Raw genomic sequence first — 22,207 nt, forward strand, 5'->3', positions numbered from 1 at the left:
CCGCGAGCAGCGCGGCGGCCGGATCACCGAGGGGCGGCGGCTCGCCCCGTGACAACGCGTCGAGGAGCGCGTCGCTTTCTTCTTCGGTCAAGCGATCGACTCCAGCTCGGCCATCTGCCGGAGCCTGGCCAGCGCCCGATGCTGGGCGACCCTCACCGCACCTGGTGTCATGCCGAGTACATTACCTGTCTCCTCGGCCGACAACCCCGACACCACCCGCAACAGCAGCAGCTCGCGCTGGTTGTCCGGCAGCCGCGACAGCAGCCTGCGGGCGTGCTCCACCTCGATGTAGCGGACGACCGTCTCCTCCGGCCCCGGCCCCTCGTCGGGCCCGTCGGGCAGATCCTGCGTCGGTACGGCGGAGCGCACCGAACTGCGCAGCGCGTCGGCCACCTTGTGGGAGGCGATCCCGAACACGAAGGAGGCGAACGGCCGGCCCATGTCACGGTAGCGGGGCAGCGCGGACAGCACGGCGATGCAGACTTCCTGCGCCACGTCATCGGCGATGTGATATTGCCCGGAAACCCTCCCCAGTCGCGCACGGCAATAGCGCACCACCATGGGACGGAGCTCCCCGAGCAGAGATTCGATCGCGGTGCGATCCCCCTGGACGGCGAGGCTCGTCAGTTCCCGAAGGTCGGACTCGTCCGCTCGTGCCGGAAGTCTCGACGCAAGCCTTACCCCAATTTTGGCGTCGGCGACGCTTCCCTCGCTCACGTTAGGCATGATGCCCGCACTGATCGTGCCTGTCGTCATAGCGAACGGCTACGGATTGGTCACATTGAAGCGACGATAACGCGGCGTAATCGGTCCGCCACACTAAGGGTTTCGGTGTGTGACGATATTTCAGGCCATTAGCTGAAATGCAGGAAACACGTCAGACGGGGGGACGCTTTACGAACGTGTTCGGTTTACCGCGAAATAGTTCTCTTTCCGGACAACTTCGCACTCGCCCATGCATCGCCTTTCCGCGAACTCTCCGTCACCACCCCACCGCCGAAACCGCACCTGCGAGGACGGGTCGTTGCGGCGGGCGTTCCCGCCTCGGCGTGGCCCCTTCCGCCTTCCGTGCGCGGTTCAGGACGTCGGTTCAGGGGGCGTGACGTAACGGCGGCCCGCCCCGTCCCGCTGGAGTGGCGTGGCAGGACGGACCCCGGCCCCGTGCCCACGGTGGGCGTGGGGGGCTTGCCGTACGAGGGACTGCCACCCCGGAGCGGCCCTCACCCGTGCGGCAAGGGACTGCCGCCCCGAGGGGCCGTCACGTCGCCTGGCAGGGGCGGATCGTCCCAGGAATGCGAAAGGTCCGCGCCCCGGGACGGGACGCGGACCTCAGGTCGACGCAGGTCAGTGGCCGTGGCCGTGACCGTGGCCGTGACCACCGGCGGCCGGGGCCTCCTCCTCGGGCTTGTCCACCACGAGAGCCTCGGTGGTGAGCAACATGCCCGCGATGGACGCGGCGTTCTGGACGGCCGAGCGCGTCACCTTCACGGGGTCGATGACGCCCTGCGCCACCAGGTCGCCGTACTCGCCGGTCGCGGCGTTGAGGCCGTGACCCGCGGACATCTCGGAGACCTTGTGGGTGACGACGTAGCCCTCGAGACCGGCGTTCTCGGCGATCCAGCGGGCCGGCTCGATCAGCGCGCGGCGGACGACGCCCACACCGGTCGCCTCGTCGCCGGACAGACCGAGGTCGTCCAGGTCCTTGGAGACGTGGATGAGCGCGGAGCCACCGCCGGAGACGATGCCCTCCTCGATCGCGGCGCGGGTCGCGGAGATCGCGTCCTCGAGGCGGTGCTTCTTCTCCTTGAGCTCCACCTCGGTGGCCGCGCCGACGCGCAGCACGCAGACGCCGCCGGACAGCTTCGCGAGGCGCTCCTGGAGCTTCTCACGGTCCCAGTCGGAGTCGGACTGCTCGATGGCGAGCTTGATCTCCTTGACGCGGTCCTCGATCGCCTGCGCGTCACCGGCACCGTCCACGATCGTGGTGGCGTCCTTGGTGACGACGACACGGCGGGCGGTGCCGAGCACCTCGAGGCCGACCTGGTCGAGCTTGAGGCCGATCTCCTCGCTGACGACCTGGCCGGCGGTCAGGATCGCGATGTCCTGCAGCATGGCCTTGCGGCGGTCACCGAAGCCGGGGGCCTTGACGGCCACCGAGGTGAAGGTGCCGCGGATCTTGTTGGTCACCAGGACGGCCAGGGCCTCGCCCTCGACGTCCTCGGCGATGACCAGCAGCGCCTTCTTGGTCTGGGCGACCTTCTCCAGCAGCGGCAGGAAGTCGGCGATCGAAGCGATCTTGCCCTGGTGGATCAGGATGTACGGGTCCTCGAGGACCGCTTCCATGCGCTCGGGGTCGGTGACCATGTAGGCCGACAGGTAGCCCTTGTCGAACTGCAGGCCCTCGGTGAACTCGAGCTCCATGCCCATGGCGTTGGACTCTTCGACGGTGATGACACCGTCCTTGCCCACCTTGTCGAACGCCTCGGCGATCAGCTCGCCGATCTTGGCGTCCTGAGCGGAGATCGTCGCGACATTGGCGATCTCCTTCTTGTCCTCGACAGGGCGCGCGGAGGCCAGCAGCTTGTCGCTGACGGCCTTGGCGGCCTGGTCGATGCCGCGCTTGAGCGACAGCGGGGAAGCGCCCGCGGCCACGTTGCGCAGGCCCTCGCGGACCATCGCCTGGGCGAGGACGGTCGCCGTGGTGGTGCCGTCACCGGCGATGTCGTTGGTCTTGGTCGCCACTTCCTTGGCGAGCTGGGCGCCGAGGTTCTCGTACGGCGCCTCGAGCTCGACCTCGCGAGCGATGGTGACGCCGTCGTTGGTGATGGTCGGCGCCCCGAACTTCTTGTCGATGACCACGTTGCGGCCGCGCGGGCCCAGGGTCACCTTCACTGCGTCCGCGAGGGCGTTGACGCCGCGCTCAAGCGCGCGCCGCGCGTCCTCTTCGAACTCCAGGATCTTCGGCATGGGAAAAGTCCTCTCAGCGTCCCATCCGGAGACGTACGAGGGCCGCCGTCGCCTGCCTCAGCCGACGCGTCGGGCAGATGGCGGTCCATCAGGCACGTCCGTTGGCGGTGAAAGCCCCGGGCACTTGGCGGGCCCGGGGCTTTCTCACGGCTTACTTCTCGATGATGGCGAGAACGTCACGGGCGGAGAGCACGAGGTACTCCTCGCCGCCGTACTTGACCTCCGTGCCGCCGTACTTGCTGTAGAGGACGATGTCGCCCTCGCTGACGTCGAGCGGGATGCGCTTCTCGCCGTCCTCGTCCCAGTTGCCCGGGCCCACCGCGAGGACCTTGCCCTCCTGCGGCTTCTCCTTGGCGGTGTCCGGGATGACCAGGCCGGAAGCGGTGGTCTGCTCGGCCTCAAGCGGCTGGACCACAATGCGGTCGCCGAGCGGCTTAACGGGAACCTTAGTGGCGGTCGTCACGATCGGACCTCCCCTTCAGATTTGGATGATCTAGAAGAGGCGACCAGCTGGGCCTGCCGTCGCGGGTGTCAGACCTGCCTCGTCGCACGTTGGCACTCTCAAGGGGAGAGTGCCAACACGAAACAGTATGCAAGCAGGCCTTGCCCGTCAACACGAACCGCTCTGCTCAGCTCAGAGCGATACTCGGGCGCCGGAAAACTCCCCTCCCGGACGACACGGAGCCGCGAAAGGGGGAACACTGGACCACGTGACGACCAGAAACGGCGGTGACGACGACGCTACGATGCGTGACGTGACCAGCACGATGGATGACGTGCGCCACGTCCTCGCCAACTGGCCGTTGCCACCGGAGGGCGGGTGGACGGCCGACGACCTGGACCTGCTCCCCGAGGACGGGCCCCATGGCGAACCGGATCTCTTCAAGCATGTCGAACTCGTCGATGGAGCCCTCCTCCTCATGTCCCCCCAGAGACGCTTCCACGATCTCGTCATTCGCCGCCTCGCCACGGCTCTCGAAGGCCAGGCCCCTCTGGACCGCGGAATCGCGGCCCAGATGGACGTCACCATCGCGCCCCGCCAGCGCCCCTGCCCCGATCTCGTCGTGATCGACGCCACGGTCGCGGCCGACCTGGACCGCACGGCCTACACACCCCGTGAGGTCCACCTGGTGGTGGAGGTGGTCTCGCCGGAGTCGGAGCATCGTGACAACCACGTCAAGCCCGGCATCTACGCCGCGGCCGGCATCGAGCACTTCTGGATCGTGAAAGACGAGAACGGCAAGCCCGTCATCCACACCTACGAGCTCGACGAGGTCGTAGGCGCCTACGTCGCCACCGGCATCCACCGCGACCGGCTCGCCGTCTCCGTCCCCTTCCCCATCGACATCACGCTCGACGCCCTGCACTAACGTCGTATGGCGTGGACCACGACGCCTTCCTCGCACTCCTGACACCTCGCGGCCAGAAGGCCCTCGCCGAGGCCGTCGAACTGGCGAGCGGGGACCCCGTCGTGGCCGCGACCAGGCTGCGCAGGACCTACGACGCCGCCCTCACCTCCGCCGCCCTCACCCAGGCGAAGCTGCGGGAGCGGGGCAGGGCGAAGTTCGGCGACGACGCGGCGCTGATGTACTTCACTCCGCACGGGGTCGAGCAGGCCACCCGCCGCGAGGTCGCCGAGCACCGTGCCCGCCGGATCGCCCTCCTCACCGCCAGGCCCGCCGCTCCCGCGTCTCCGCACGAGATCCCCACCACGCCCCAGGGGGCACCACCCCGGCCCGGCTCGCGCCTGCGGGTGGTCGACGTCTGCAGCGGCATCGGCGGCGACCTCGTCGCGCTGGCGCGCGCCGGCTGCGAGGTGGACGCCGTCGACACCGACCCCCTGACCGTCTCCGTCGCGCTGGCCAACGCCGACGCGCTGGGGCTGTCCGACAGGGTCACGGTCCGTACGGCTGACGCCGCCTCCGTGGACCCGGCCGCCTACGACGTCCTGTTCGCCGATCCCGCCCGCCGTACCGCGAAGGGGCGGACCTTCGACCCGAACGCCTACTCCCCCACCTGGCCGGTCATCCTCGACCTGCTCGAGCGGGCACCGGCGGCGTGCCTGAAGGTGGCGCCGGGGATCGCCTACGAGTTCGTCCCGCCGGGCGCCGAGGCCGAGTGGGTCTCGTTCAAGGGCGAGGTCAAGGAGGCCGCCATCTGGACGGGCGCCCTGTCCGGCATGGCCGTGGACGCGGGCCAGGCAGCGACATCCGCGGGCCAAGCGGGGACGGACGCGGGCCAGGCGGGGACGGACGCGGGCGGGCGGGCCGTACCCCGAGCCCGGATCGGCGAGGCGGCGGCGGGCGCCGCGGAGTTCGGCAGGAGGGCCACGTTGCTGCCCGAGGGCGGCACGCTCACCCCCACGGGCGCGCAGGCCCCCGTCGGCCCGGTGGGGCGCTACGTCTACGAGCCGGACGGCGCCGCCATCCGCGCGCATCTGGTCGCCGAGGTGGCCGCCATGGTCAACGGGCGCCTGGCCGACCCGTTGATCGCCTACATCACCGGTGACGATCTCGTCGACACCGTCTGGGCGTCCAGGTACGAGGTGAATGAAGTGATGCCGTTCTCGGTGAAAAAACTGAGAGCGGCACTTCGCGCGCGCAATGTCGGAAACGTGACCATCAAGAAACGCGCCTCGGCGGTCGACATCGAACGGTTGCGCAGTGATTTGCGACTGTCCGGAAACATATCCGCGGTGGTCATTCTGACCCGAATCTCCGACCGCCCTTCCGTGCTTATCTGCACCCCTCCCGAACTGGGTAAATGACAAATCAGGGCGATACATCGACAATCACGATCTTTTAAAGTCGACACCGAAAGATCTTGATCGAGCTACTAAGGTGGCCGGGCGAGAGTTCACCCCTAACGATTACCCACCGCTGCGCGGCAGACGTCGGCGAGTGAAGGAGCTTTCGGTGGATCACTCCAACCACACCACCCTTCTCCAGGCAGGCAGCCAGACCGCCATCTCCGACAGGATGCGCGAGCTGCTCGCGCGGGCCGCGCAGGACCACGTCTACGAGCAGCGCACGCAGGGCGCGGTGCTCGACGAGATCCGCCAGCGCCTTGAGGGCATGGAGTGGCTGCTGCGGGAGGTCCGCGAGCGCGAGCTCGGCGGGCTGACCGGCACGCTCGAGACCGTGAGCGGCCGCCTCGACGACATCACCACCAGGCCGCCGAGCTGGGCTGAGGGCCTGGCCCAGCACGTGGAGGCGGTACGCGACCACGTCGACGCCGTCGGCGAGCAGGTGGGCGGCATCGAGGCCCGGGTCGCGTCCGTCGGCGAGCGGGTCAAGCCGGTGGCGGAACTGCCCAACCTGTGGGCCGACATCAGCACCGTCAGCGAGACCCTCGACGAGGCGCTCAAGCGGATCGAGTCGGTCATCGCCAGCACCGACGGCATCGCCAAGCGCCTCGGCGACTTCGCCGGCAAGCTCGGCCAGCTCAGCGCCAGCATGGACGCCGCCGCCAACCGTTTCACCCGCCTCGACAAGTCGATGGCCGAGCTCACCAGCCGCACCGACCGCATCGAGAGCGGCGTGAAGGGCCTGCCGGAGATGGTCGAGACGAAGCTCAAGGCGGTCGACGGGTCGCTGGCCGCCTCCACCGAGCTGCTCTCAGCCGCCATCGAGGAGGTCGGCGCCAGGGTCGACGCCACCGAGACCCGCCTGACGGGCCGCCTCGACGGTGTCGACAGCAGGATCGACCGGGCCGACGGCCGGCTCATCGCCGTCGACAACCGGCTGACCACCGTCGACGGGCGCATCGAGACCGCCGACGAGTGCCTGGCCGACATCGACACCCGCCTCCACGGCGTCGACGCCCGTCTGGGCGGGCTCGACTCCCGCCTGTCCGGCGTCGACCAGCGCCTGGGCGCGCTCGACGGCCACCTGGGCCGCCACGACGACCGCTTCGACGGGCTCGACGGGCGGGTCGACGGCCGGTTCACCACGCTCGACGAGCGCATGGCCGGCGCGGCCAACCACCTCGCCGAGACCGCCACCCGCACCGAGGGCCGGTTCAACGACCTCGACTCCCACCTCGACACGCTCGACGAGCGGCTGGCCGAGGTCGAGGAGCGCGTCGTCGGCCGCTTCGACGGCATCGACGCCACGCTCACCGGCATGTCCAGCGCCGCCGAGAAGGCCGGCGAGCACCTCGAGGCCATCGACGACCGGGTGGAGGCGGTCAACCAGCGGGTGGGCCAGCTGCCCGTCACGCTCGGCATCGGCGAGCGGGTCGGCGAGTTGCTCGACAGCCAGACGACGGAGCACGTCAAGCGCCTGGAGGCGATCGACGAGCGGCTGACCACCGCGGCCGCCGCCCTCACCGACGCCGTCGCGGCCAGGCCCGACCGGGCCGAGCTCGCCGAGAGCGTCTCGGGCATCGTCGAGCCCGCCACGAGCGACCTGACCAAGCGGCTGGGCGCGCTGGAGGAGACCATGCTCGCGCTGGCCGAGGCACTCCTGCGGCCCAGCCGCAACCCCAAGGACTAGACGATCGAGCCCACGGGCCCTACCGGCTCAGTCGCAGGGTGACCAGTTCGAACGGCCGCAGCGTCAGGGGCACCGCGCCCCCTTCGTGCTGCCGTTCCGCGAGAGGCCGCTCCAGCAGGTCCGTCGCCGTGACGCCGGTGACAGGGAAGCCCGCGGTCAGCGTCGCCCGCGCCCTGCCGCCGCGCGCCTCGTGGAAGCGCACGATCACGTCGCCGCTCCCGTCGTCGGCCAGCTTGACGGCGGTCACGACGACCGCGTCGTCGTCGATCGCGACCAGCGGCGCCACCTCGGCGTCGCCGGGGACCGTCCGTTCGGGCAGGTTGACGAAGTAGCCCTCGCGCACCGCGTCGCCGATCGTCGCGCCGGGCACGAGCGCGTGACGGAACCGGTGCACGCCCTGGTCGGTCTCGGGGTCGGGGAAGCGCGGCGCGCGCAGCAGCGAGACCCTGAGGGTGGTGGTCGTGCCGGAGTCGGCGGCGCGCACCGTGCGGGTCACGTCGTGGCCGTAGGTGGAGTCGTTGACCACGGCCACTCCCCAGCCGGGCTCCTCCAGGTGGACGAAGCGGTGGTTGCACGCCTCGAACTTGGCCGCCTCCCAGCTGGTGTTGGTGTGGGTGGCGCGGTAGGTGTGGCCGTACTGGCTCTCGGAGGCGTAGCGCTCGGCGTGCACGTCCAGCGGGAAGGCCAGCTTGAGGAACTTCTCGGTCTCGTGCCAGTCGACCTCGGTGTGGATGTCGAGCCGCCTGGCGCCGGACGGCAGGCTGAGCACCTGCCGCACCGTCGACCGGCCGAACGAGCGGGCCACCTCGACCGAGCCGGGAGCGGCGCCCGGCGCCACCTCGTCGGCGTCGACCAGGTCGGTGACGGTGTTGCGGTAGAACTCGTCCACGTCCCAGGCGTCCCACATGTTGGGGAAGTCGGGGTGGATCTGCAGCAGGTTCGCCGCCTGGCCCGGCGCGACGGTCTCCCGTCCGGCGGTCAGGTCGTAGACCGAGCGGACCAGGCCCCGCTCGTCGATCTCGACGCGGAGCAGGCCGTTGTCGAGGACGTATCCGCCCGCGTCCCGGGGGCGCAGGCCGGTGTCGGCGCCGGTGAGGGGGGTGCCGGCGGCACCGGCCGCGACGCCGCGGCGGGCGTGCGGGGCGGAGTTGAACAGCAGCGACGTGCCCGCGGCGGGGTCGCCGGCCAGGGCGCGCTGGGCGGCGTCGATGATCGCCTCCAGCTCGGCGGCGACCTGCGCGTAGGTCCGCTCCGCCTCGCGGTGCACCCAGGCGATGGACGAGCCGGGCAGGATGTCGTGGAACTGGTGCAGCAGCACCGTCTTCCAGATGCGGTCGAGCTGCTCGTAGGGGTAGGTGTGCCCGGTCCTGACCGCGGCGGTGGCGGCCCACAGCTCGGCCTCGCGCAGCAGCGACTCGCTGCGCCGGTTGCCCTGCTTGGTCTTGGCCTGGCTGGTGAGCGTGGCGCGGTGCAGTTCGAGGTAGAGCTCGCCGACCCAGACGGGCGGGTTGGGATACTCGGCCTCGGCCTTGGCGAAGAACTCGGCGGGCGTCTCCCAGGTGACGGTGGCCGAGCCCTCCAGGTCACGCATCCTGGCCGCCTTGGCGACCATCTCGCGGGTGGTGCCGCCGCCGCCGTCGCCCCAGCCGGTGGGGGCGAGGGAGTGCCGCGCGACGCCCTTGTCCTTGAAGTTGCGCGCCGCGTGGGCGATCTCGCTGCCCTTCATCGAGCAGTTGTAGGTGTCGACGGGCGGGAAGTGGGTGAAGATCCGGGTGCCGTCGATGCCCTCCCACAGGAAGGTGTGGTGCGGGAAGGTGTTGGTCTGGCTCCACGAGATCTTCTGGGTGAGCAGCCGCTTCGACCCGGCGGCCTTGATGATCTGGGGCAGGCCCGCCGCGAAGCCGAACGTGTCGGGCAGCCACACCTCGTCGTTCTCGATGCCGAACTCGTCGAGGAAGAACCGCTTGCCGTGCACGAACTGCCGGGCCATGGCCTCCGAGCCCGGCATGTTGGTGTCGGACTCCACCCACATGCCGCCCGTCGGGACGAACCTCCCGGCCGCCACCGCCTTGGTCACCTTGGCCCAGACCTCGGGCCGGTGCTCCTTCACCCAGGCCCACTGCTGCGCCTGCGACATGGCGAAGACGAAGGCCGGCTCGTCCTCCAGCAGCGCGGTCATGTTGGAGGTCGTCCTGGCCACCTTGCGGACGGTCTCGCGCAGCGGCCACAGCCAGGCCGAGTCGATGTGCGCGTGGCCGACGGCGCTGATCCGGTGCGCGGACGGCGCCGCGGGCGTGGCCAGCACGCCGGCCAGCTGCTCGCGCGCCGCGGCCGCGGTGCCGTTCACGTCCTGCAGGTCGACCGCGTCGAGCGCCTTCTCCACGGCGCGCAGGATTTCCCAGCGGCGGGCGCCCTCGACCGGCAGCTCCCGCATCAGCTCGCCCAGCACCTCGAGGTCCATCACGAGCTGCCACACGGTCTCGTCGAAGACGGCCAGGTCCATCCGGGCCAGCCGGTACTGCGGGTCGGTGCCGGCCGTCTCCTTGTCGCCGAGCGTGGTCGGCAGGAACGGGTGGTAGTCGAGGATGACGGGGTTGGCGGCGGCCTCGATGTGCAGCCGCACCTCCTCGCCGCCCTCGACCGGCGCGCCGATGCGCACCCACTGGTTACGCGGGTTGAGCCCCTTCACCGGGGTGCCGTCGGGGCGGTAGACGAGGCCCTCGCACTGGAAGCCGGGCATGTTCTCGTCGAAGCCGAGGTCGAGCACGGCTTCGACGCTTCTGCCCGCCCAGGCGGCGGGCACCGTGCCGGTGACGGTGAACCAGCTGGTGCCCCACGGCGCACCCCACTGGTCGCCGACCGCGACGGGCTCCGGTACGGCCGCCAGTCCCTCGGCGACGGGCACCGGCTCGCCGGGCGCGTGCCAGACGGCCACGTCGAGCGGCACCGACTCCGGGTAGACCGCAGGGCGGATGCGCTCGTCGAGGACGCGCTTGAGACGGGCTTCGACCAGATCGCGGTCGTCATGCATCGGGGGACTCCCTGGTGATGTGGACGGTCAACCCTTGATCGCGCCTTCCTCCACGCCTCTGAAGAAGAAGCGCTGGAGTGCCGCGAACACGATGACGATCGGCAGGAAGGAGATCATCGTGCCGGCCGCGATGAGCCGGGGGTTGGCGCTGAATGTGCCGTTGAGGTACTGCAGGCCGACGGTCAGGGTGTAGTTCTCGGGGTCGGTCAGGACGATGAGCGGCCACAGGAAGTCGTCCCACGCGCCGATGAAGGCGAAGATCGTGATGACGCTGAGCATGCCGCGCACGTTCGGCAGGCCGATGTGGCGCAGCCGCTGCCAGGCGGTCGCGCCGTCGATGATGGCCGCCTCGTCCATTTCCGGGGGGATCGACTGGAACGCGGTCCGCATCAGGAGCACGTTGAGCATCCCGATGGCGCCGGGCAGCGCGACGCCGAGGAGGGTGTCGGCCAGGCCGAGGCCGCGCACGGTGACGTACTGGGAGACGATCGTCACCTCGCCGGGCAGCACGAGCGTGGCCAGGAACAGGCCCAGCAGCAGCTTCGCGCCCCGGAAGCGGAGCTTGGCCAGGGCGTACCCGGCGATGGTGGCGCCGACGGCGTTGCCCATCACCACGATGGCGGCCACGATCAGCGAGTTGACGGCGTAGGACCAGACGGGGATGGTGTCGGCGACCTGGGCGTAGTTGTCGAGCGTGGGCTGCTCGGGCAGGAAGCTCGGCGTCTGGGTGTAGATGTCCTCCTGCAGGCTCTTGAGCGAGGTGGACAGCTGCCACAGGAACGGGGAGACGGTGAGCGCCAGCACGAGCAGGAGCAGCGTGTAGCGCAGCACCTTCTCGCCCACGCCGATCGAGTTGAAGCCGCCGCGCCGTGCGGTCTTGGCGTGCGCCGCCACGTCAGGCCGCCTTCCTGTTGAGCCGCAGGAGCAGGAGCATCGGCCCGATGGTGATGAGGAGCAGGACGATGCTGAGCGCGGAGGCGTAGCCGAGGTGGCCGGTGAAGCCACGGCTGTAGAGCTGGATGAGCATGACCACCGACATGTCCCGCCCGCCGGGCCCGCCGGTGCCGTTGGACAGCACGTACAGCTCCGAGAACACGCGTAGCGCGGAGACCGAGACGAGCACGGAGACCAGCAGCATCGTGTTGCGCACGCCGGGCACGGTGACGCTCCAGAACCGGCGCACCGGGCCGGCGCCGTCGACCGCGGCGGCCTCGTGGAGCTCGCGCCTGACGTTCCCGAGGGCCGAGAGATAGATGATCATGTAGTAGCCGAGCCCCTTCCAGACGGTCAGGCTGATCGCGCTGAACAGCAGCAGCCAGCGGTCGGTCAGGAACGGGACCGGCGCGGCGACGACGCCGAGCCACTGCGCGAAGCCGTTCACCAGGCCCCGATCGTCCAGCACCCAGCCCCAGATCAGCGCCACGACGACGGCCGAGGCGACCACGGGGGTGTAGAAGGCGGTGCGGAAGAACATGATGCCGGGCAGCTTCTTCTCCACCAGGATCGCGATCAGCAGCGGCAGCATGGTGAGCAGCGGCAGGCAGACCAGCATGAACACGATGCTGTTGAGCAGCGCGTCGGCGAGCTGGTCGTCGTCCAGCACCCGTGCGAAGTTCTCCAGGCCGGTGAAGCGCCCGCCGCCCAGCGGCTTGGCGTTGGTGAACGCCAGGACCACCGTGTTGACCGACGGCCAGACGTTGAACACGAACAGCCAGAGCGCGGCGGGTGCCACCAGCAGCCACGGCGTGAACCAGCGGCGATGGGTCATCGGATCAGTTCTTGAGGAGCTCGTTGCACTTGGCCACAGCGGCGTCGAGGGCCTCCTTGGAGGTGGTCTCACCGCTGATCGCGAGCGCGAACTGCTGCCGGATGAACTTGCTCATCGCCTCGGTGACCTCGACCGGCTGGAGCAGCTTGGCCTGCGCGAGCGAGGTGAACGCGATGACCTTGGCGTCGCCGGCGTTGGTGCCGTCGCTCTTGCTGAAGAACGGGTCGCCGGCCGACGCCTTGGTGCTCGGGAAGATGCTCACCAGGTGGGCGAAGGCGGCCTGGTTCTCCGGGCTGGTCACCCAGCGGGCCAGCGCGATCGCCGCGGGCGCGTTCTTGGTCTGCTTGGCGACCGACAGGCCCTGCACGTACAGCGGCGGCGTGCCCATCACCGTCGAGGACACCACCTTGGGCGCCAGCGACGGGTTGTCGGTGGCCAGGCTGGTGATGTAGTTGCCGCCGCCGGTGGTCCAGGCCGCGGTCTTCTCGCTGAAGAGCTTGGCGTTGCCCGCGTAGGTGTCGGTCAGGATGTCGCGCGGCAGCAGGCCCTCCTTGAAGGCGTCGCGGTACTTGTCGAGCACCGCGACGGCCTCCGGCGTGTTGAAGACGAAGCTCTTGCCGTCGTCGGCCATCAGCTTCACGCCGGCGTTGGCCAGGTCGCCGAGCTCGGGCCTGCGGCTCATCAGGTAGACCTTGCCGCCGGACTTCTCCTTGACGGTCCTGGCCTGGGCGACGAGCTCGTCGAAGGTGGTCGGCGGCCGCTTCGGGTCCAGGCCGTACTGGGTCATGAGCTCGGAGTTCCAGTAGTTGACGTCGGTGTTGAGGTACCACGGGTACCCGTACGTGCCCTGGACCCCGGCGTACTTGTAGGCGTCGAGACCGCCGGCGACGTACTCGTCGGCCAGCTTCTGGTCCACCTGGGAGACGTCGAGCAGCATGCCCTGCTTCACCAGCGGGAGCGCGAAGTCCGGCGGCAGGTTGGTCACGTCGGGGAGGGTGCCGCTGGCGGCCTGGCTCAGCACCTTGTCGGCGTAGCCCTCGCCGGGCTGGTCGAGCCACTCGACCTCGACGCCCGGGTACTTCTTCTCGAAGGCGTCGATGACGCCCTGCACGTAATCGGTGAACTTGGGCTTCAGCGCCCACGTCTGCAGGCTGACCTTGCCCTTCACCTCCCCCGTCGCCCCCGCGCTCGGCGCGGCCGCCTCCGGCCCCGCCTCGCCCAGCCCACAGCCCCCGGCTACCATCGTGGCCACGACGGCCAGCCCTGCCCAGTACCTTCGCATGACGCTCTCCTTCGGGGACTAAACCGCTCTAGTTGCGGGACTATCCCCCTGGCTAGACTCCTGTGTCAATAGCTGAGATGAACTCGTGAAGGAGCCAGTCGTGGGCCGTCCGACGATCGCCGACATCGCGAAGCGGGTCGGGGTGTCCAAGGGCGCGGTGTCGTTCGCGCTCAACGGGCGCCCCGGCGTCGGGGAGGCGACCAGGGCCCGCATCCTCCAGGTGGCCAAGGAGATGAACTGGCGTCCGCACAGCGCCGCCAGAGCTCTCGGCGGCGCCAGGGCCGAGGCGGTCGGCCTGGTGATCGCCAGGCCGGCCAGCACGCTGGGCGTGGAGCCGTTCTTCGCCCAGCTCCTGTCCGGCCTGCAGGCGGGGCTGTCGGCGCAGTCCGTGGCGACACACCTGATGATCGTCGAGGACGTCGCGGCCGAGATGGAGATCTACCGCGATTGGGCCTCCGCGCACCGGGTCGACGGGTTCATCGTGGTCGACCTGAAGGTCAGCGACCCCAGGATCGGCGCGCTCGAGGAGCTCGGCGTGCCCACCGTGGTGCTCGGCGGTCCCGGCCGGCACGGCTCCCTGTCCAGCGTCTGGGCCGACGACAGGGAGGCGATGGTGTCGGTCGTCGAGTACCTGGCCGCGCTCGGCCATCGGCACATCGCCCACGTCGCCGGCCTGCCCGCCTTCCGGCACACCCAGCGCCGCATCCGCGCGCTGCGCGACTCCACCCGGCGGCTGGAACTGGCCGAGGCGGTGTCGCTGGCGACCGACTTCAGCGACGCCGAGGGCGCGGCGGCGACCAGGGCGCTGCTGTCACGTTCCCGCAGGCCGTCCGCGATCGTCTACGACAGCGACGTGATGGCCCTGGCGGGCCTGGGCGTGGCCGGCGAGATGGGCGTACGGGTCCCGGACGAGCTGTCGATCGTGGCCTTCGACGACTCGGTGCTGACGCGCATCGCGCACCCGGCCATCACCGCGCTCTCGCGCGACACCTTCGCCCTCGGCGGCCAGGTGGCCGAGGTCATGCTGGCGGTGATCGCCGACCCCGAGGCGCGGCAGGACCTCAGGACGCCCACCCCGCGGCTGGTCGTCAGGGGCAGCACGGCGGCGCCAGGGGCTTGGCAGAGCGACTAAATCGGTTTAGGGTCCCGGGGAGATCGACTCACGTTCGGAGGACGCGTGCCCCTGCCCCACCCCATCCGTTTCGGCGCCAACTACGTGCCTTCGGCAGGCTGGTTCCACAGCTGGCTCGAGCCCTCCCCCGACGACATCCGGCGTGACTTCGAGGACCTGGCCGGGATCGGGCTCGACCACGTCCGGGTGTTCCCCATCTGGCCGTGGATCCAGCCGAACCGCACCCTGATCAGGCAGCGCGGCATCGACGACCTGCTGCGGCTGATCGACATCGCCGCCGAGTTCGACCTGTCCGTGGCCGTGGACCTGCTGCAGGGGCACCTGTCCAGCTTCGACTTCCTGCCGTCGTGGGTGCTGACCTGGCACGAGCGCAGCCTCTTCACCGACACCGACGTCCGCGACGGCATCGCCGCCTACGCCGACCGGCTCACCCGCGCCGTGGCCGGCCGTCCCAACGTCTTCGCCGTGACGCTCGGCAACGAGGTCAACAACCTCTACCCGGCCAACCCGACCACCCCTGAGGCGTCCACCCGCTGGGCCGCCGACCTGATCGACGTGGTCCGCGCCGCCGCCCCCCACCTGCTGAGCCTGCACTCCCTCTACGACGCCAGCTGGTACGACCCCGCCCACCCGTTCCACCCCGCCGACAACGTCGACCTCGGCGACCTGACGACGGTCCACTCGTGGGTGTTCAACGGCGTCTCCAGGCTCGACGGCCCGCTCGGCCCCGCCACCGTCACCCACGCCGACTACCTCGTCGAGCTCGCCGCCGCCACCGCGCTCGACCCGGTCCGTCCCGTCTGGCTGCAGGAGGTCGGCGCCCCGCGCCCCGACATCCCCGAGGCCGACGCTCCCGCGTTCGTCCGCGGGATGCTCGAAGCGGTCACGGCCAACCCCGCGCTGTGGGGCGTCACCTGGTGGTGCTCCCACGATCTCGACCGGGCCCTGGCCGACTTCCCCGACCGCGAGTACGACCTCGGCCTGTTCACCGTCGACCACCGTGCCAAGCCGGCGGCCGAGGAACTCGCGGCCTTCATCAAGGAGCAGCGCCGTACCGCCGCCGGGAGGCCCGCGCTGCTGTGCGACGTCGACCTGCGCACCGAGCCTGAGCGCAGGGCCGAGGTCGCGCCGGGCAGCGCCTTCCACCGCGCCTGGGTACGGCTGCGCCAGGCCGGACCGCTGGCCATCGTCACCGCCGGCCGCGCGGCCGACAGCGACCATCTCAACGCTCGGGGGATCACCACCGTCCTGACCCAGCAGTGAGACAAGGAGATCAGATGCGACGGAGATTATTACCCCTGCTGTGCGGGGTCCTCGCCGCGACCGCCCTGGTCACGCCCCCCGCACAAGCCGACCCCACCCCTGCCCCTTCCGTGTCGGCCGACTCCGCCGAAGCCGGCACCGCGCCGGCCACCCCCACACCGTCCGCGTCCGCCCCCGCCGACGCCGGGCGGGCCGTACGCAAGCGCGCCGCCGCCGCGGGCGGCGAGCAGCCGTACGCCTCCTACTGGCACCCGAGCACCATCCTCACCTGGGACCCCGCGACCGACCCCGACGCCCGCTTCAACCGCTCGCGGGTACCGCTGCGGCCCCGCGTCTCCGACCCGGCGCTGAAGGCGAACCCGAACGCCCGCGCCGGCGAGGGCCGCATCGCCTCGCTGGTGTCGTTCGCCCCCACCTCGGGCAACCCCTCCCAGGGCGCCCTCGCCCCCAACTACTACGCCTTCACCCACTGGCAGTACGTCGACACCCTGGTGTTCTGGGGCGGCTCAGCCAGTGAGGGGCTGATCCTGGCCCCGAACGCCACCGTGATCGACGCCGCCCACCGCAACGGCGTCAAGGTCTACGGCACCGTCTTCTTCCCGCCCACCGCGTACGGCGGGCAGATCCAGTGGGTCCACGACTTCGTCAAGAAGACCGGCTCCTCCTACCCGGTCGCCGACAAGCTCGTCCAGGTCGCCCAGCACTACGGCTTCGACGGCTGGTTCATCAACCAGGAGACCGCGGGCGGTGACGCCGCCCTGGCGACCGAGCTGCGGTCGCTGATGAAGTACGCCAGGGGCAAGGGCCCGGTCGAGTTCATGTGGTACGACGCCATGACCGAGAGCGGCTCGATCAGCTGGCAGGACGGCCTCACCACGGCCAACGACGCCTTCCTGTCCGACCCCGCCAAGGTGTCCGACTCCATGTTCCTCGACTTCGGCTGGAGCGCGTCCAGGCAGAACTCCTCCCGCGACCTGGCCCGCTCGCTCGGCCGCGACGAGCACGAGCTGTACGCGGGCATCGACACCGAGGCCAACGGCTACAACACCGGCGTGCCCTGGGACGCGGTCTTCCCCGCCGGGCAGCCGCACGTCACCTCGCTCGGCATCTACCGCCCCGAGTGGACGTGGAAGTCGTCGACGGGACCGGCCGACTTCCGGGCCAAGGACTCGCGCTTCTGGGTGGGCGCCAACGCCGACCCGTCCGACACCTCCACGTCGTCGGTGTGGAAGGGCCTGGCCCACTACGTCGCCGAGTCGAGCGCCGTCACCGCGAAGCCGTTCGTGACCGGCTTCAACACCGGGCACGGCGACTTCTACAACGTCGGCGGCGTCCGCGTCCGCGACGGCGGCTGGAACAACCTGTCCGTCCAGGACGTGCCGCCCACCTACCAGTGGATCGTCTCCTCCACCGGCACCAGGCTGACCCCCTCCGTCGACTACGGCGACGCCTACGAAGGCGGCTCGTCGCTGCGCCTCACCGGCCGCCTCGACGCCACCAACACGGTGCGGCTCTACCAGACCCGCCTGCCGGTCGCCGCCGACACCAAACTGTCCGTGGTGGTCAAGACCCCCGCCGCGGGTGCCACCAGGCTGAAGGCGGCGATCGCGTTCACCGACGCGCCCACCACCTTCACCACGCTCGACCTCGGCTCGACCAGCGGCACCGGCTGGGAGCGCAGGACGCTCGACCTGTCCGCCCACGCCGGCAAGACGATCGCGCAGCTCGGCCTGCAGGCCGCCGGCACCGCCGACACCTACGACATCAGGGTGGGCCAGCTGGCGGTCTACGACGGTGACGTGGACGCCGTCGCCGCCCCCACCGGCCTGACCGTGCTCGGCGCCACCGACGTGTCGGCCACCCGCAAGTCGCTCCGCCTCTCCTGGACCGGCGCCGGCCAGGCCCACCACTACGACGTCTACCGCCGCAACGGCGACGGCACCCGCACCTACCTGGGCGCCACGCCGAACGACGCCTACTTCGTGCCCCAGCTCGACCGGAGCGGCACCGAGACCACGACGACGATCGAGGTCGAGGCGGTCGGCGCCGAGTACGGCCGGTCGGCCGCCGCCACGACCACGGTCTCCTGGAGCGGCACCCCGCCGACCGACACCAACGTCGCGCTCAACCGCCCCGCCACCGCCTCCGGCCAGTGCAACGCGAACGAAGGCCCGGCCAAGGCCGTCAACGGCAGCGTGAACGGCGGAAACACCGACAAGTGGTGCGCGCTGACCGCGGGCAAGTGGATGGAGGTCGACCTCGGGGCCGCCACGCCGCTCACCCGGTTCGTCGTCAAACACGCCCAGGCCGGCGGGGAGTCGTCGAGCTGGAACACCCGCGACTTCACCATCCAGGTACGCACCGGCACGTCCGACCCGTGGACCACGGTCGCGACCGTCACCGGCAACACCGCCGCGACCACCACCCACCCGGTCACGACCACGGCCCGCTACGTCCGGCTGACCATCACCAAACCCACGCAGACCTCCGACCCGGCCGCCCGCATCTACGAGTTCGAGGCCTGGAGCCCCACCCCCTGACCGAACCGCCCAGCTGAGGCGGGCCCCCACCACCCCGGGCGGCCCGCCTCGCCCCTTGGAGAGGGACCCGCCCCGGTGTCGCGGGCGGCGTGCCCGCCTCCGCACCGGCCCCGCGCCCCGGCTCACGCCGGTGTACGGCACTCGCGTCCCCGGGCCCGGCCCCCGCACCTTCGGAACCCGGCGTCTCGGCCTGGCGACCGGCGCCCCCGGGGCAGCACGGCAGCCACCGATGAAGGGTGAGCCGGTCGACCGCATCAACCATGTGCGGTCCTACCGCCGCACCTGGCCGGCGGACCCCACGATCGTCGGGACCGCCACCACGGCGGCGCCGACTTGTCGCGGCCCGTCAGCAGAAGCACCGCGACGTGTCGACGTTGCCCGACATGGCGCACTACTGGAGGAACAAGACGCACCCTGCCCGCGCCCTGACGCCACGACCGGGATCGTCCGCGTGGACGACATGACGGGCAAGAGGTAAGGGCGTCGCAGGGTCCGCGACCCGCACGAAGCGACCTCCGACGGCGCGACCCGATCCCGTCTACACGTGCACCGTCGTGATCGGGAGCGAGGAGTCGGCAGGCAGCTCCAGCGTCGACGGCGTGATCCCCGCCGACACCAGGTCGGAGCCCAGCGTCGCCACCATCGCCCCGTTGTCGGTGCACAGCCCGGGACGGGGCACGCGCAGCCGTACCCCCGCCTTGTCGCACCGCTCCTGCGCCAGCGCCCGCAGCCGCGAGTTGGCCGCGACGCCGCCGCCGATGAGCAGGTCGTGCACGTCGTACTTCTTGCAGGCCTGCAGCGCCTTGCGCGTCAGCACGTCGACGACCGCCTCCTGGAAGGAGGCCGCCACGTCCGGCACGTGGATCGACTGGCCCGCCGCCTCCTTCGCCTCCACCCAGCGCGCGACCGCGGTCTTGAGCCCGGAGAAGGAGAAGTCGAAGGTGCCGTCGTCGATCTTCCCGCGAGGGAAGGTGATGGCCGCGCCGTCGCCCGCCACCGCCGCCTTGTCGATGTGCGGGCCGCCGGGGAACGGCAGGCCGAGCACGCGGGCGACCTTGTCGAACGCCTCGCCGGCCGCGTCGTCGACGGTGGAGCCGAGCGAGATGACGTCTTCGGCCACGTCGGGCACCAGCAGCAGCGACGAGTGCCCGCCGGAGACGAGCAGCGCGATGCACGGCTTGGGCAGCGGCCCGTGTTCGAGCTGGTCGACGGCGACGTGCGCGGCCAGATGGTTCACGCCGTAGAGCGGCACGCCGAGGCCGAGGGAGTAGGCCTTGGCCGCGGCGACGCCCACCAGCAGCGCTCCGGCCAGCCCGGGGCCGGCGGTGACGGCGATGGCGTCGATGTCGGTGAGCTTCACGCCCGCCGTCGCCAGGGCCGACTCGATGGTGGGCGTCATCGCCTCCAGGTGCGCCCGGGAGGCGACCTCCGGCACGACGCCGCCGAAGCGGGCGTGTTCTTCCATGCTGGAGGCGATGGTGTTGGCCAGCAGCGTGTGGCCTCGGACGATGCCGATGCCGGTCTCGTCGCAGGAGGTCTCGATGCCAAGGACCAGGGGTTCGTCAGCCATCCAGCTTCCTCTTCATCATGATCGCGTCGGTGCCGTCGTCGTAGTAGCGGCGGCGCACGCCGATCTCCTCGAATCCGAACCGTTCGTAGACCGACCTGGCCCGCGGGTTATCGGCGCGGACCTCCAGGAAGATCTCCTGGGCGGCCCGCCGCCGTGCCTCGTCGAGCAGGTCGGTGAGCATCGCGCTGCCGACGCCCTCGCCCTGGCGTGCGGACCGCACCGCGATCGTCTGCACGTCGGCCTGGTCGGCGGCGACGGCCAGCCCCGCGTAGCCGATGATCTCGCCGCCGTCGACGGCGACGACGTAGTGCCTGGTACGCGGCTGGTCGGCGAGCTCGCCGCGCAGCATGCCCTCGCTCCACGCGTCGAGGGGGAACGTCTCCCGCTCCAGCGCCATGACCGCGGGCAGGTCGGCCTCGGTCATCTGCCTGAGCTTCACGCCGTCACCTTTTTCGGCGGCTTCGGGATGGTCGCGTCGGGCCTGCGCAGGTAGATGGGCCGCGGCTGCTCCAGCGGGACGCCCGCCGCGAGCCGTTCGGCGGCCAGCGCGGCCATGAACCGCCCATAAGGGTACGGCGGGGCGTCCGTCTCGCCGAGAACCTGCGGATAGAGCGTGGCGCCCGCCCCCACGACGGGAACCCCGTCGGCGCGCGGCACGTCGGCGGGGCGGTCGACGAAGGGCCCTGCCACCCGGGTGCGCGCGTCGGTGTAGCGGGCCCAGAAGACCTCCTTGCGCCGCGCGTCGGTGGCCGCCAGGAACTCGGTGGCGAGCCCGCTGCCGTAGGCGACTGCGTCGAGGCTGCAGATGCCGTACGCGGGCGTGCCGAGCGCCGTGGACAGCGCCTGGGCGGTCATCAGGCCCACTCGGAGGCCGGTGTAGGGGCCGGGGCCGGAGCCCGCGACGATCGCGGTGACGTCGTGGAGCGTGGCGCCCGCCTCGTCGAGCACCCGCTCGATCGTGGGAACGAGCAGCTCACCGTGGCGACGAGCGTCGACCACGGTGGATTCGGCGAGCACCCTCGTGCCGTCGTGCAGTGCGGCGGTGACGGCGGGGGTTGCGGTATCGAAGGCCAGGACCAGCACGAATGTTTAGCCTAGTGCGTCCCCGCGAGTGCTGCCCGACGCACGGCCCAGCTCGCCACCGCCCGGCACGCCACCCGCCCACCCCCGGCGCCACACCCGACCGGCCCTGTGGCTCGCCCGGCCGTGCTCAGTCCCACCCGGTCCTGGCCCGCAGCCACGCGAGCGCCGCGACGCCCTGCGCGCGCTGGAAGGCCCTGAGCGTCGGCAGCCCCGGCGGGTCGGGCTGGCGGCCCTGCCGTACGAGGTAGCCGGTATGCGCCGCGAGCACCGTGGTCACGGCGGGGTCCGGGTCGTCGAACAGCTCCTGCGGCGGCGGCCCGCCCTGCATGCGCACCGACGGCAGCATGCACACCAGGTCGATCCACGGCGCGCCGACCGACGCCCACGGCCAGTCCACGACGTACACCCGGTCGTCGGTGAGCAGGAGGTTGTCGGCCCTCAGGTCGGCGTGCAGGAGCGAGTCGCCCTCGGCCGCGGCCGCCCAGCCCTCCTCCATCGCGGCCAGCGTGTCCAGGTGGCGCAACGCCCACGGGTCCAGGCCGGTGGTGTCCTCCTTCTGGAGCCTGCGCCAGCCGGTGAAGTTCGTCTCGCGCGTCTCGGCGAAGGTCCGCGCCTCGATCGGCGCCGGGGTGAGCCCGGCCGACAGCTCGCCCACCGCGTCGAGCACCCGCCGCAGCTCGCCGGCGCGCCATGGCATGGCCGGGTGGCGGCCCTCGACGTCCTCGAAGACCAGCGCCACCCAGTCGCCGGTGTCGAACGAGGCCAGCAGCCTGGGCGCGGGCACCCGGTCGGGCAGCGCGCCCGCGATCCTGGCCTCCCAGCGGTAGATGCCGATCGAGTCGGGGTTCGGGGCGGAGCCGCAGGCCTTGACGAAGGCGCGCCTGCCGTTGTCGAGGCGCAGCCGTACGGCCGCGGCGGGAGAGAAGCCGCCCGTCTGGGTGACCGCCTCGACCACGCGCCCGCCGAGGAAGCCGGCGACCTGCTCGCGCAGCGCCGCCGGCACCTGCTCCCACGGCACGCGTACGCCCGAGGCTGGGGGATGGGGCTCGTCGCTCATGCCTTCATCGTCCAGAGG

The 22,207-nt window shown here is 71.0% G+C and carries 17 protein-coding genes; 6 read left to right on the forward strand and 11 right to left on the reverse strand.

Features of this window, described 5'->3' with window-relative positions; genetic code table 11:
- Positions 1-87: 87 nt before the first annotated feature.
- The 3 genes from ACWEVS_RS02230 to groES all read right to left on the reverse strand — a co-directional run bounded on the left by ACWEVS_RS02230 (position 88) and on the right by groES (position 3,430).
- Positions 88-726 carry a sigma-70 family RNA polymerase sigma factor gene (locus ACWEVS_RS02230; protein WP_354906501.1) on the reverse strand — a complete coding sequence of 213 codons (639 nt, stop codon included), beginning with the start codon at positions 724-726 and terminating at the stop codon, positions 88-90.
- 618 nt (positions 727-1,344) lie between these two features.
- The gene (gene groL / locus ACWEVS_RS02235) at positions 1,345-2,967 is read right to left on the reverse strand and encodes a chaperonin GroEL (RefSeq protein ID WP_449919847.1); all 1,623 of its coding nucleotides are present in this window, start codon (positions 2,965-2,967) and stop codon (positions 1,345-1,347) included.
- A gap of 151 nt (positions 2,968-3,118) precedes the next feature.
- Complete coding sequence (groES, locus tag ACWEVS_RS02240) at positions 3,119-3,430, reverse strand: co-chaperone GroES (RefSeq protein ID WP_148036826.1); 312 nt, start codon at positions 3,428-3,430, stop codon at positions 3,119-3,121.
- A 283-nt stretch (positions 3,431-3,713) separates the two neighbouring features.
- On the opposite strand from groES, the gene ACWEVS_RS02245 reads away from it, so the two are divergent.
- From ACWEVS_RS02245 to ACWEVS_RS02255, 3 genes are all read left to right on the forward strand, one after another.
- Positions 3,714-4,337 carry a Uma2 family endonuclease gene (locus ACWEVS_RS02245; RefSeq protein ID WP_449920565.1) on the forward strand — a complete coding sequence of 208 codons (624 nt, stop codon included), beginning with the start codon at positions 3,714-3,716 and terminating at the stop codon, positions 4,335-4,337.
- Positions 4,338-4,348: 11 nt separating this feature from the next.
- Entirely contained in the window at positions 4,349-5,734 is a 1,386-nt protein-coding gene (locus ACWEVS_RS02250; RefSeq protein ID WP_452549531.1) for a class I SAM-dependent methyltransferase, read from the forward strand.
- Positions 5,735-5,882: 148 nt separating this feature from the next.
- Complete coding sequence (locus ACWEVS_RS02255) at positions 5,883-7,463, forward strand: hypothetical protein (protein WP_452549533.1); 1,581 nt, start codon at positions 5,883-5,885, stop codon at positions 7,461-7,463.
- Between the two features lie 19 nt (positions 7,464-7,482).
- On the opposite strand, the gene ACWEVS_RS02260 is transcribed toward ACWEVS_RS02255, so the two are convergent.
- From ACWEVS_RS02260 to ACWEVS_RS02275, 4 genes are read right to left on the reverse strand one after another with little or no spacing between them, the layout of a single operon-like run.
- A complete protein-coding gene (locus tag ACWEVS_RS02260) occupies positions 7,483-10,494 on the reverse strand; it encodes an alpha-mannosidase (protein ID WP_452549535.1) in 3,012 nt (1,003 codons plus the stop codon).
- Positions 10,495-10,521: 27 nt separating this feature from the next.
- On the reverse strand, positions 10,522-11,388 hold the full coding sequence (locus ACWEVS_RS02265; RefSeq protein ID WP_452549537.1) for a carbohydrate ABC transporter permease: 867 nt from the start codon (positions 11,386-11,388) through the stop codon (positions 10,522-10,524).
- A gap of 1 nt (position 11,389) precedes the next feature.
- The gene (locus ACWEVS_RS02270) at positions 11,390-12,262 is read right to left on the reverse strand and encodes a carbohydrate ABC transporter permease (protein ID WP_452549539.1); all 873 of its coding nucleotides are present in this window, start codon (positions 12,260-12,262) and stop codon (positions 11,390-11,392) included.
- 4 nt (positions 12,263-12,266) lie between these two features.
- Positions 12,267-13,544 (reverse strand): ABC transporter substrate-binding protein, encoded by a 1,278-nt coding sequence (locus ACWEVS_RS02275; protein WP_449919835.1) that lies wholly within the window; start codon positions 13,542-13,544, stop codon positions 12,267-12,269.
- Positions 13,545-13,644: 100 nt separating this feature from the next.
- Between ACWEVS_RS02275 and ACWEVS_RS02280 the strand changes: the two genes are divergently transcribed.
- Genes ACWEVS_RS02280 through ACWEVS_RS02290 form a run of 3 tightly spaced genes read left to right on the forward strand, consistent with a single transcriptional unit; the run spans position 13,645 to position 18,479 of the window.
- Positions 13,645-14,676, forward strand: a complete 1,032-nt coding sequence (locus tag ACWEVS_RS02280) for a LacI family DNA-binding transcriptional regulator (protein ID WP_452549542.1) — start codon at positions 13,645-13,647, stop codon at positions 14,674-14,676.
- A 45-nt stretch (positions 14,677-14,721) separates the two neighbouring features.
- Positions 14,722-15,939 (forward strand): glycoside hydrolase 5 family protein, encoded by a 1,218-nt coding sequence (locus tag ACWEVS_RS02285; RefSeq protein WP_452549544.1) that lies wholly within the window; start codon positions 14,722-14,724, stop codon positions 15,937-15,939.
- 14 nt (positions 15,940-15,953) lie between these two features.
- Positions 15,954-18,479 (forward strand): endo-beta-N-acetylglucosaminidase, encoded by a 2,526-nt coding sequence (locus tag ACWEVS_RS02290; RefSeq protein ID WP_452549546.1) that lies wholly within the window; start codon positions 15,954-15,956, stop codon positions 18,477-18,479.
- Positions 18,480-19,017: 538 nt separating this feature from the next.
- Here ACWEVS_RS02290 and tsaD read toward each other — a convergent pair.
- From tsaD to ACWEVS_RS02310, 4 genes are all read right to left on the reverse strand, one after another.
- Entirely contained in the window at positions 19,018-20,049 is a 1,032-nt protein-coding gene (tsaD, locus tag ACWEVS_RS02295) for a tRNA (adenosine(37)-N6)-threonylcarbamoyltransferase complex transferase subunit TsaD (RefSeq protein ID WP_449919825.1), read from the reverse strand.
- A complete protein-coding gene (gene rimI / locus ACWEVS_RS02300; RefSeq protein WP_354906503.1) occupies positions 20,042-20,473 on the reverse strand; it encodes a ribosomal protein S18-alanine N-acetyltransferase in 432 nt (143 codons plus the stop codon). Before rimI ends, tsaD begins: the two co-directional genes overlap by 8 nt.
- A gap of 11 nt (positions 20,474-20,484) precedes the next feature.
- Positions 20,485-21,132: a tRNA (adenosine(37)-N6)-threonylcarbamoyltransferase complex dimerization subunit type 1 TsaB gene (gene tsaB, locus ACWEVS_RS02305; RefSeq protein WP_452417207.1), complete on the reverse strand. Its 648-nt coding sequence runs from the start codon at positions 21,130-21,132 to the stop codon at positions 20,485-20,487.
- Between the two features lie 127 nt (positions 21,133-21,259).
- Entirely contained in the window at positions 21,260-22,189 is a 930-nt protein-coding gene (locus ACWEVS_RS02310) for an aminoglycoside phosphotransferase family protein (RefSeq protein ID WP_449919819.1), read from the reverse strand.
- Positions 22,190-22,207: the final 18 nt, after the last annotated feature.

The sequence above is a fragment of the Nonomuraea sp. NPDC003754 genome (assembly GCF_053605785.1).

Coding starts and splice junctions, on each gene's coding strand:
- ACWEVS_RS02270 (WP_452549539.1), bottom strand. CDS start 12,262: ATGACCCATCGCCGCTGGTTCACGCCGTGGCTGCTGGTGGCACCCGCC.
- rimI (WP_354906503.1), bottom strand. CDS start 20,473: ATGACCGAGGCCGACCTGCCCGCGGTCATGGCGCTGGAGCGGGAGACG.
- ACWEVS_RS02275 (WP_449919835.1), bottom strand. CDS start 13,544: ATGCGAAGGTACTGGGCAGGGCTGGCCGTCGTGGCCACGATGGTAGCC.
- ACWEVS_RS02310 (WP_449919819.1), bottom strand. CDS start 22,189: ATGAGCGACGAGCCCCATCCCCCAGCCTCGGGCGTACGCGTGCCGTGG.
- ACWEVS_RS02245 (WP_449920565.1), top strand. CDS start 3,714: ATGCGTGACGTGACCAGCACGATGGATGACGTGCGCCACGTCCTCGCC.
- ACWEVS_RS02260 (WP_452549535.1), bottom strand. CDS start 10,494: ATGCATGACGACCGCGATCTGGTCGAAGCCCGTCTCAAGCGCGTCCTC.
- ACWEVS_RS02230 (WP_354906501.1), bottom strand. CDS start 726: ATGCCTAACGTGAGCGAGGGAAGCGTCGCCGACGCCAAAATTGGGGTA.
- ACWEVS_RS02290 (WP_452549546.1), top strand. CDS start 15,954: ATGCGACGGAGATTATTACCCCTGCTGTGCGGGGTCCTCGCCGCGACC.
- tsaD (WP_449919825.1), bottom strand. CDS start 20,049: ATGGCTGACGAACCCCTGGTCCTTGGCATCGAGACCTCCTGCGACGAG.
- groL (WP_449919847.1), bottom strand. CDS start 2,967: ATGCCGAAGATCCTGGAGTTCGAAGAGGACGCGCGGCGCGCGCTTGAG.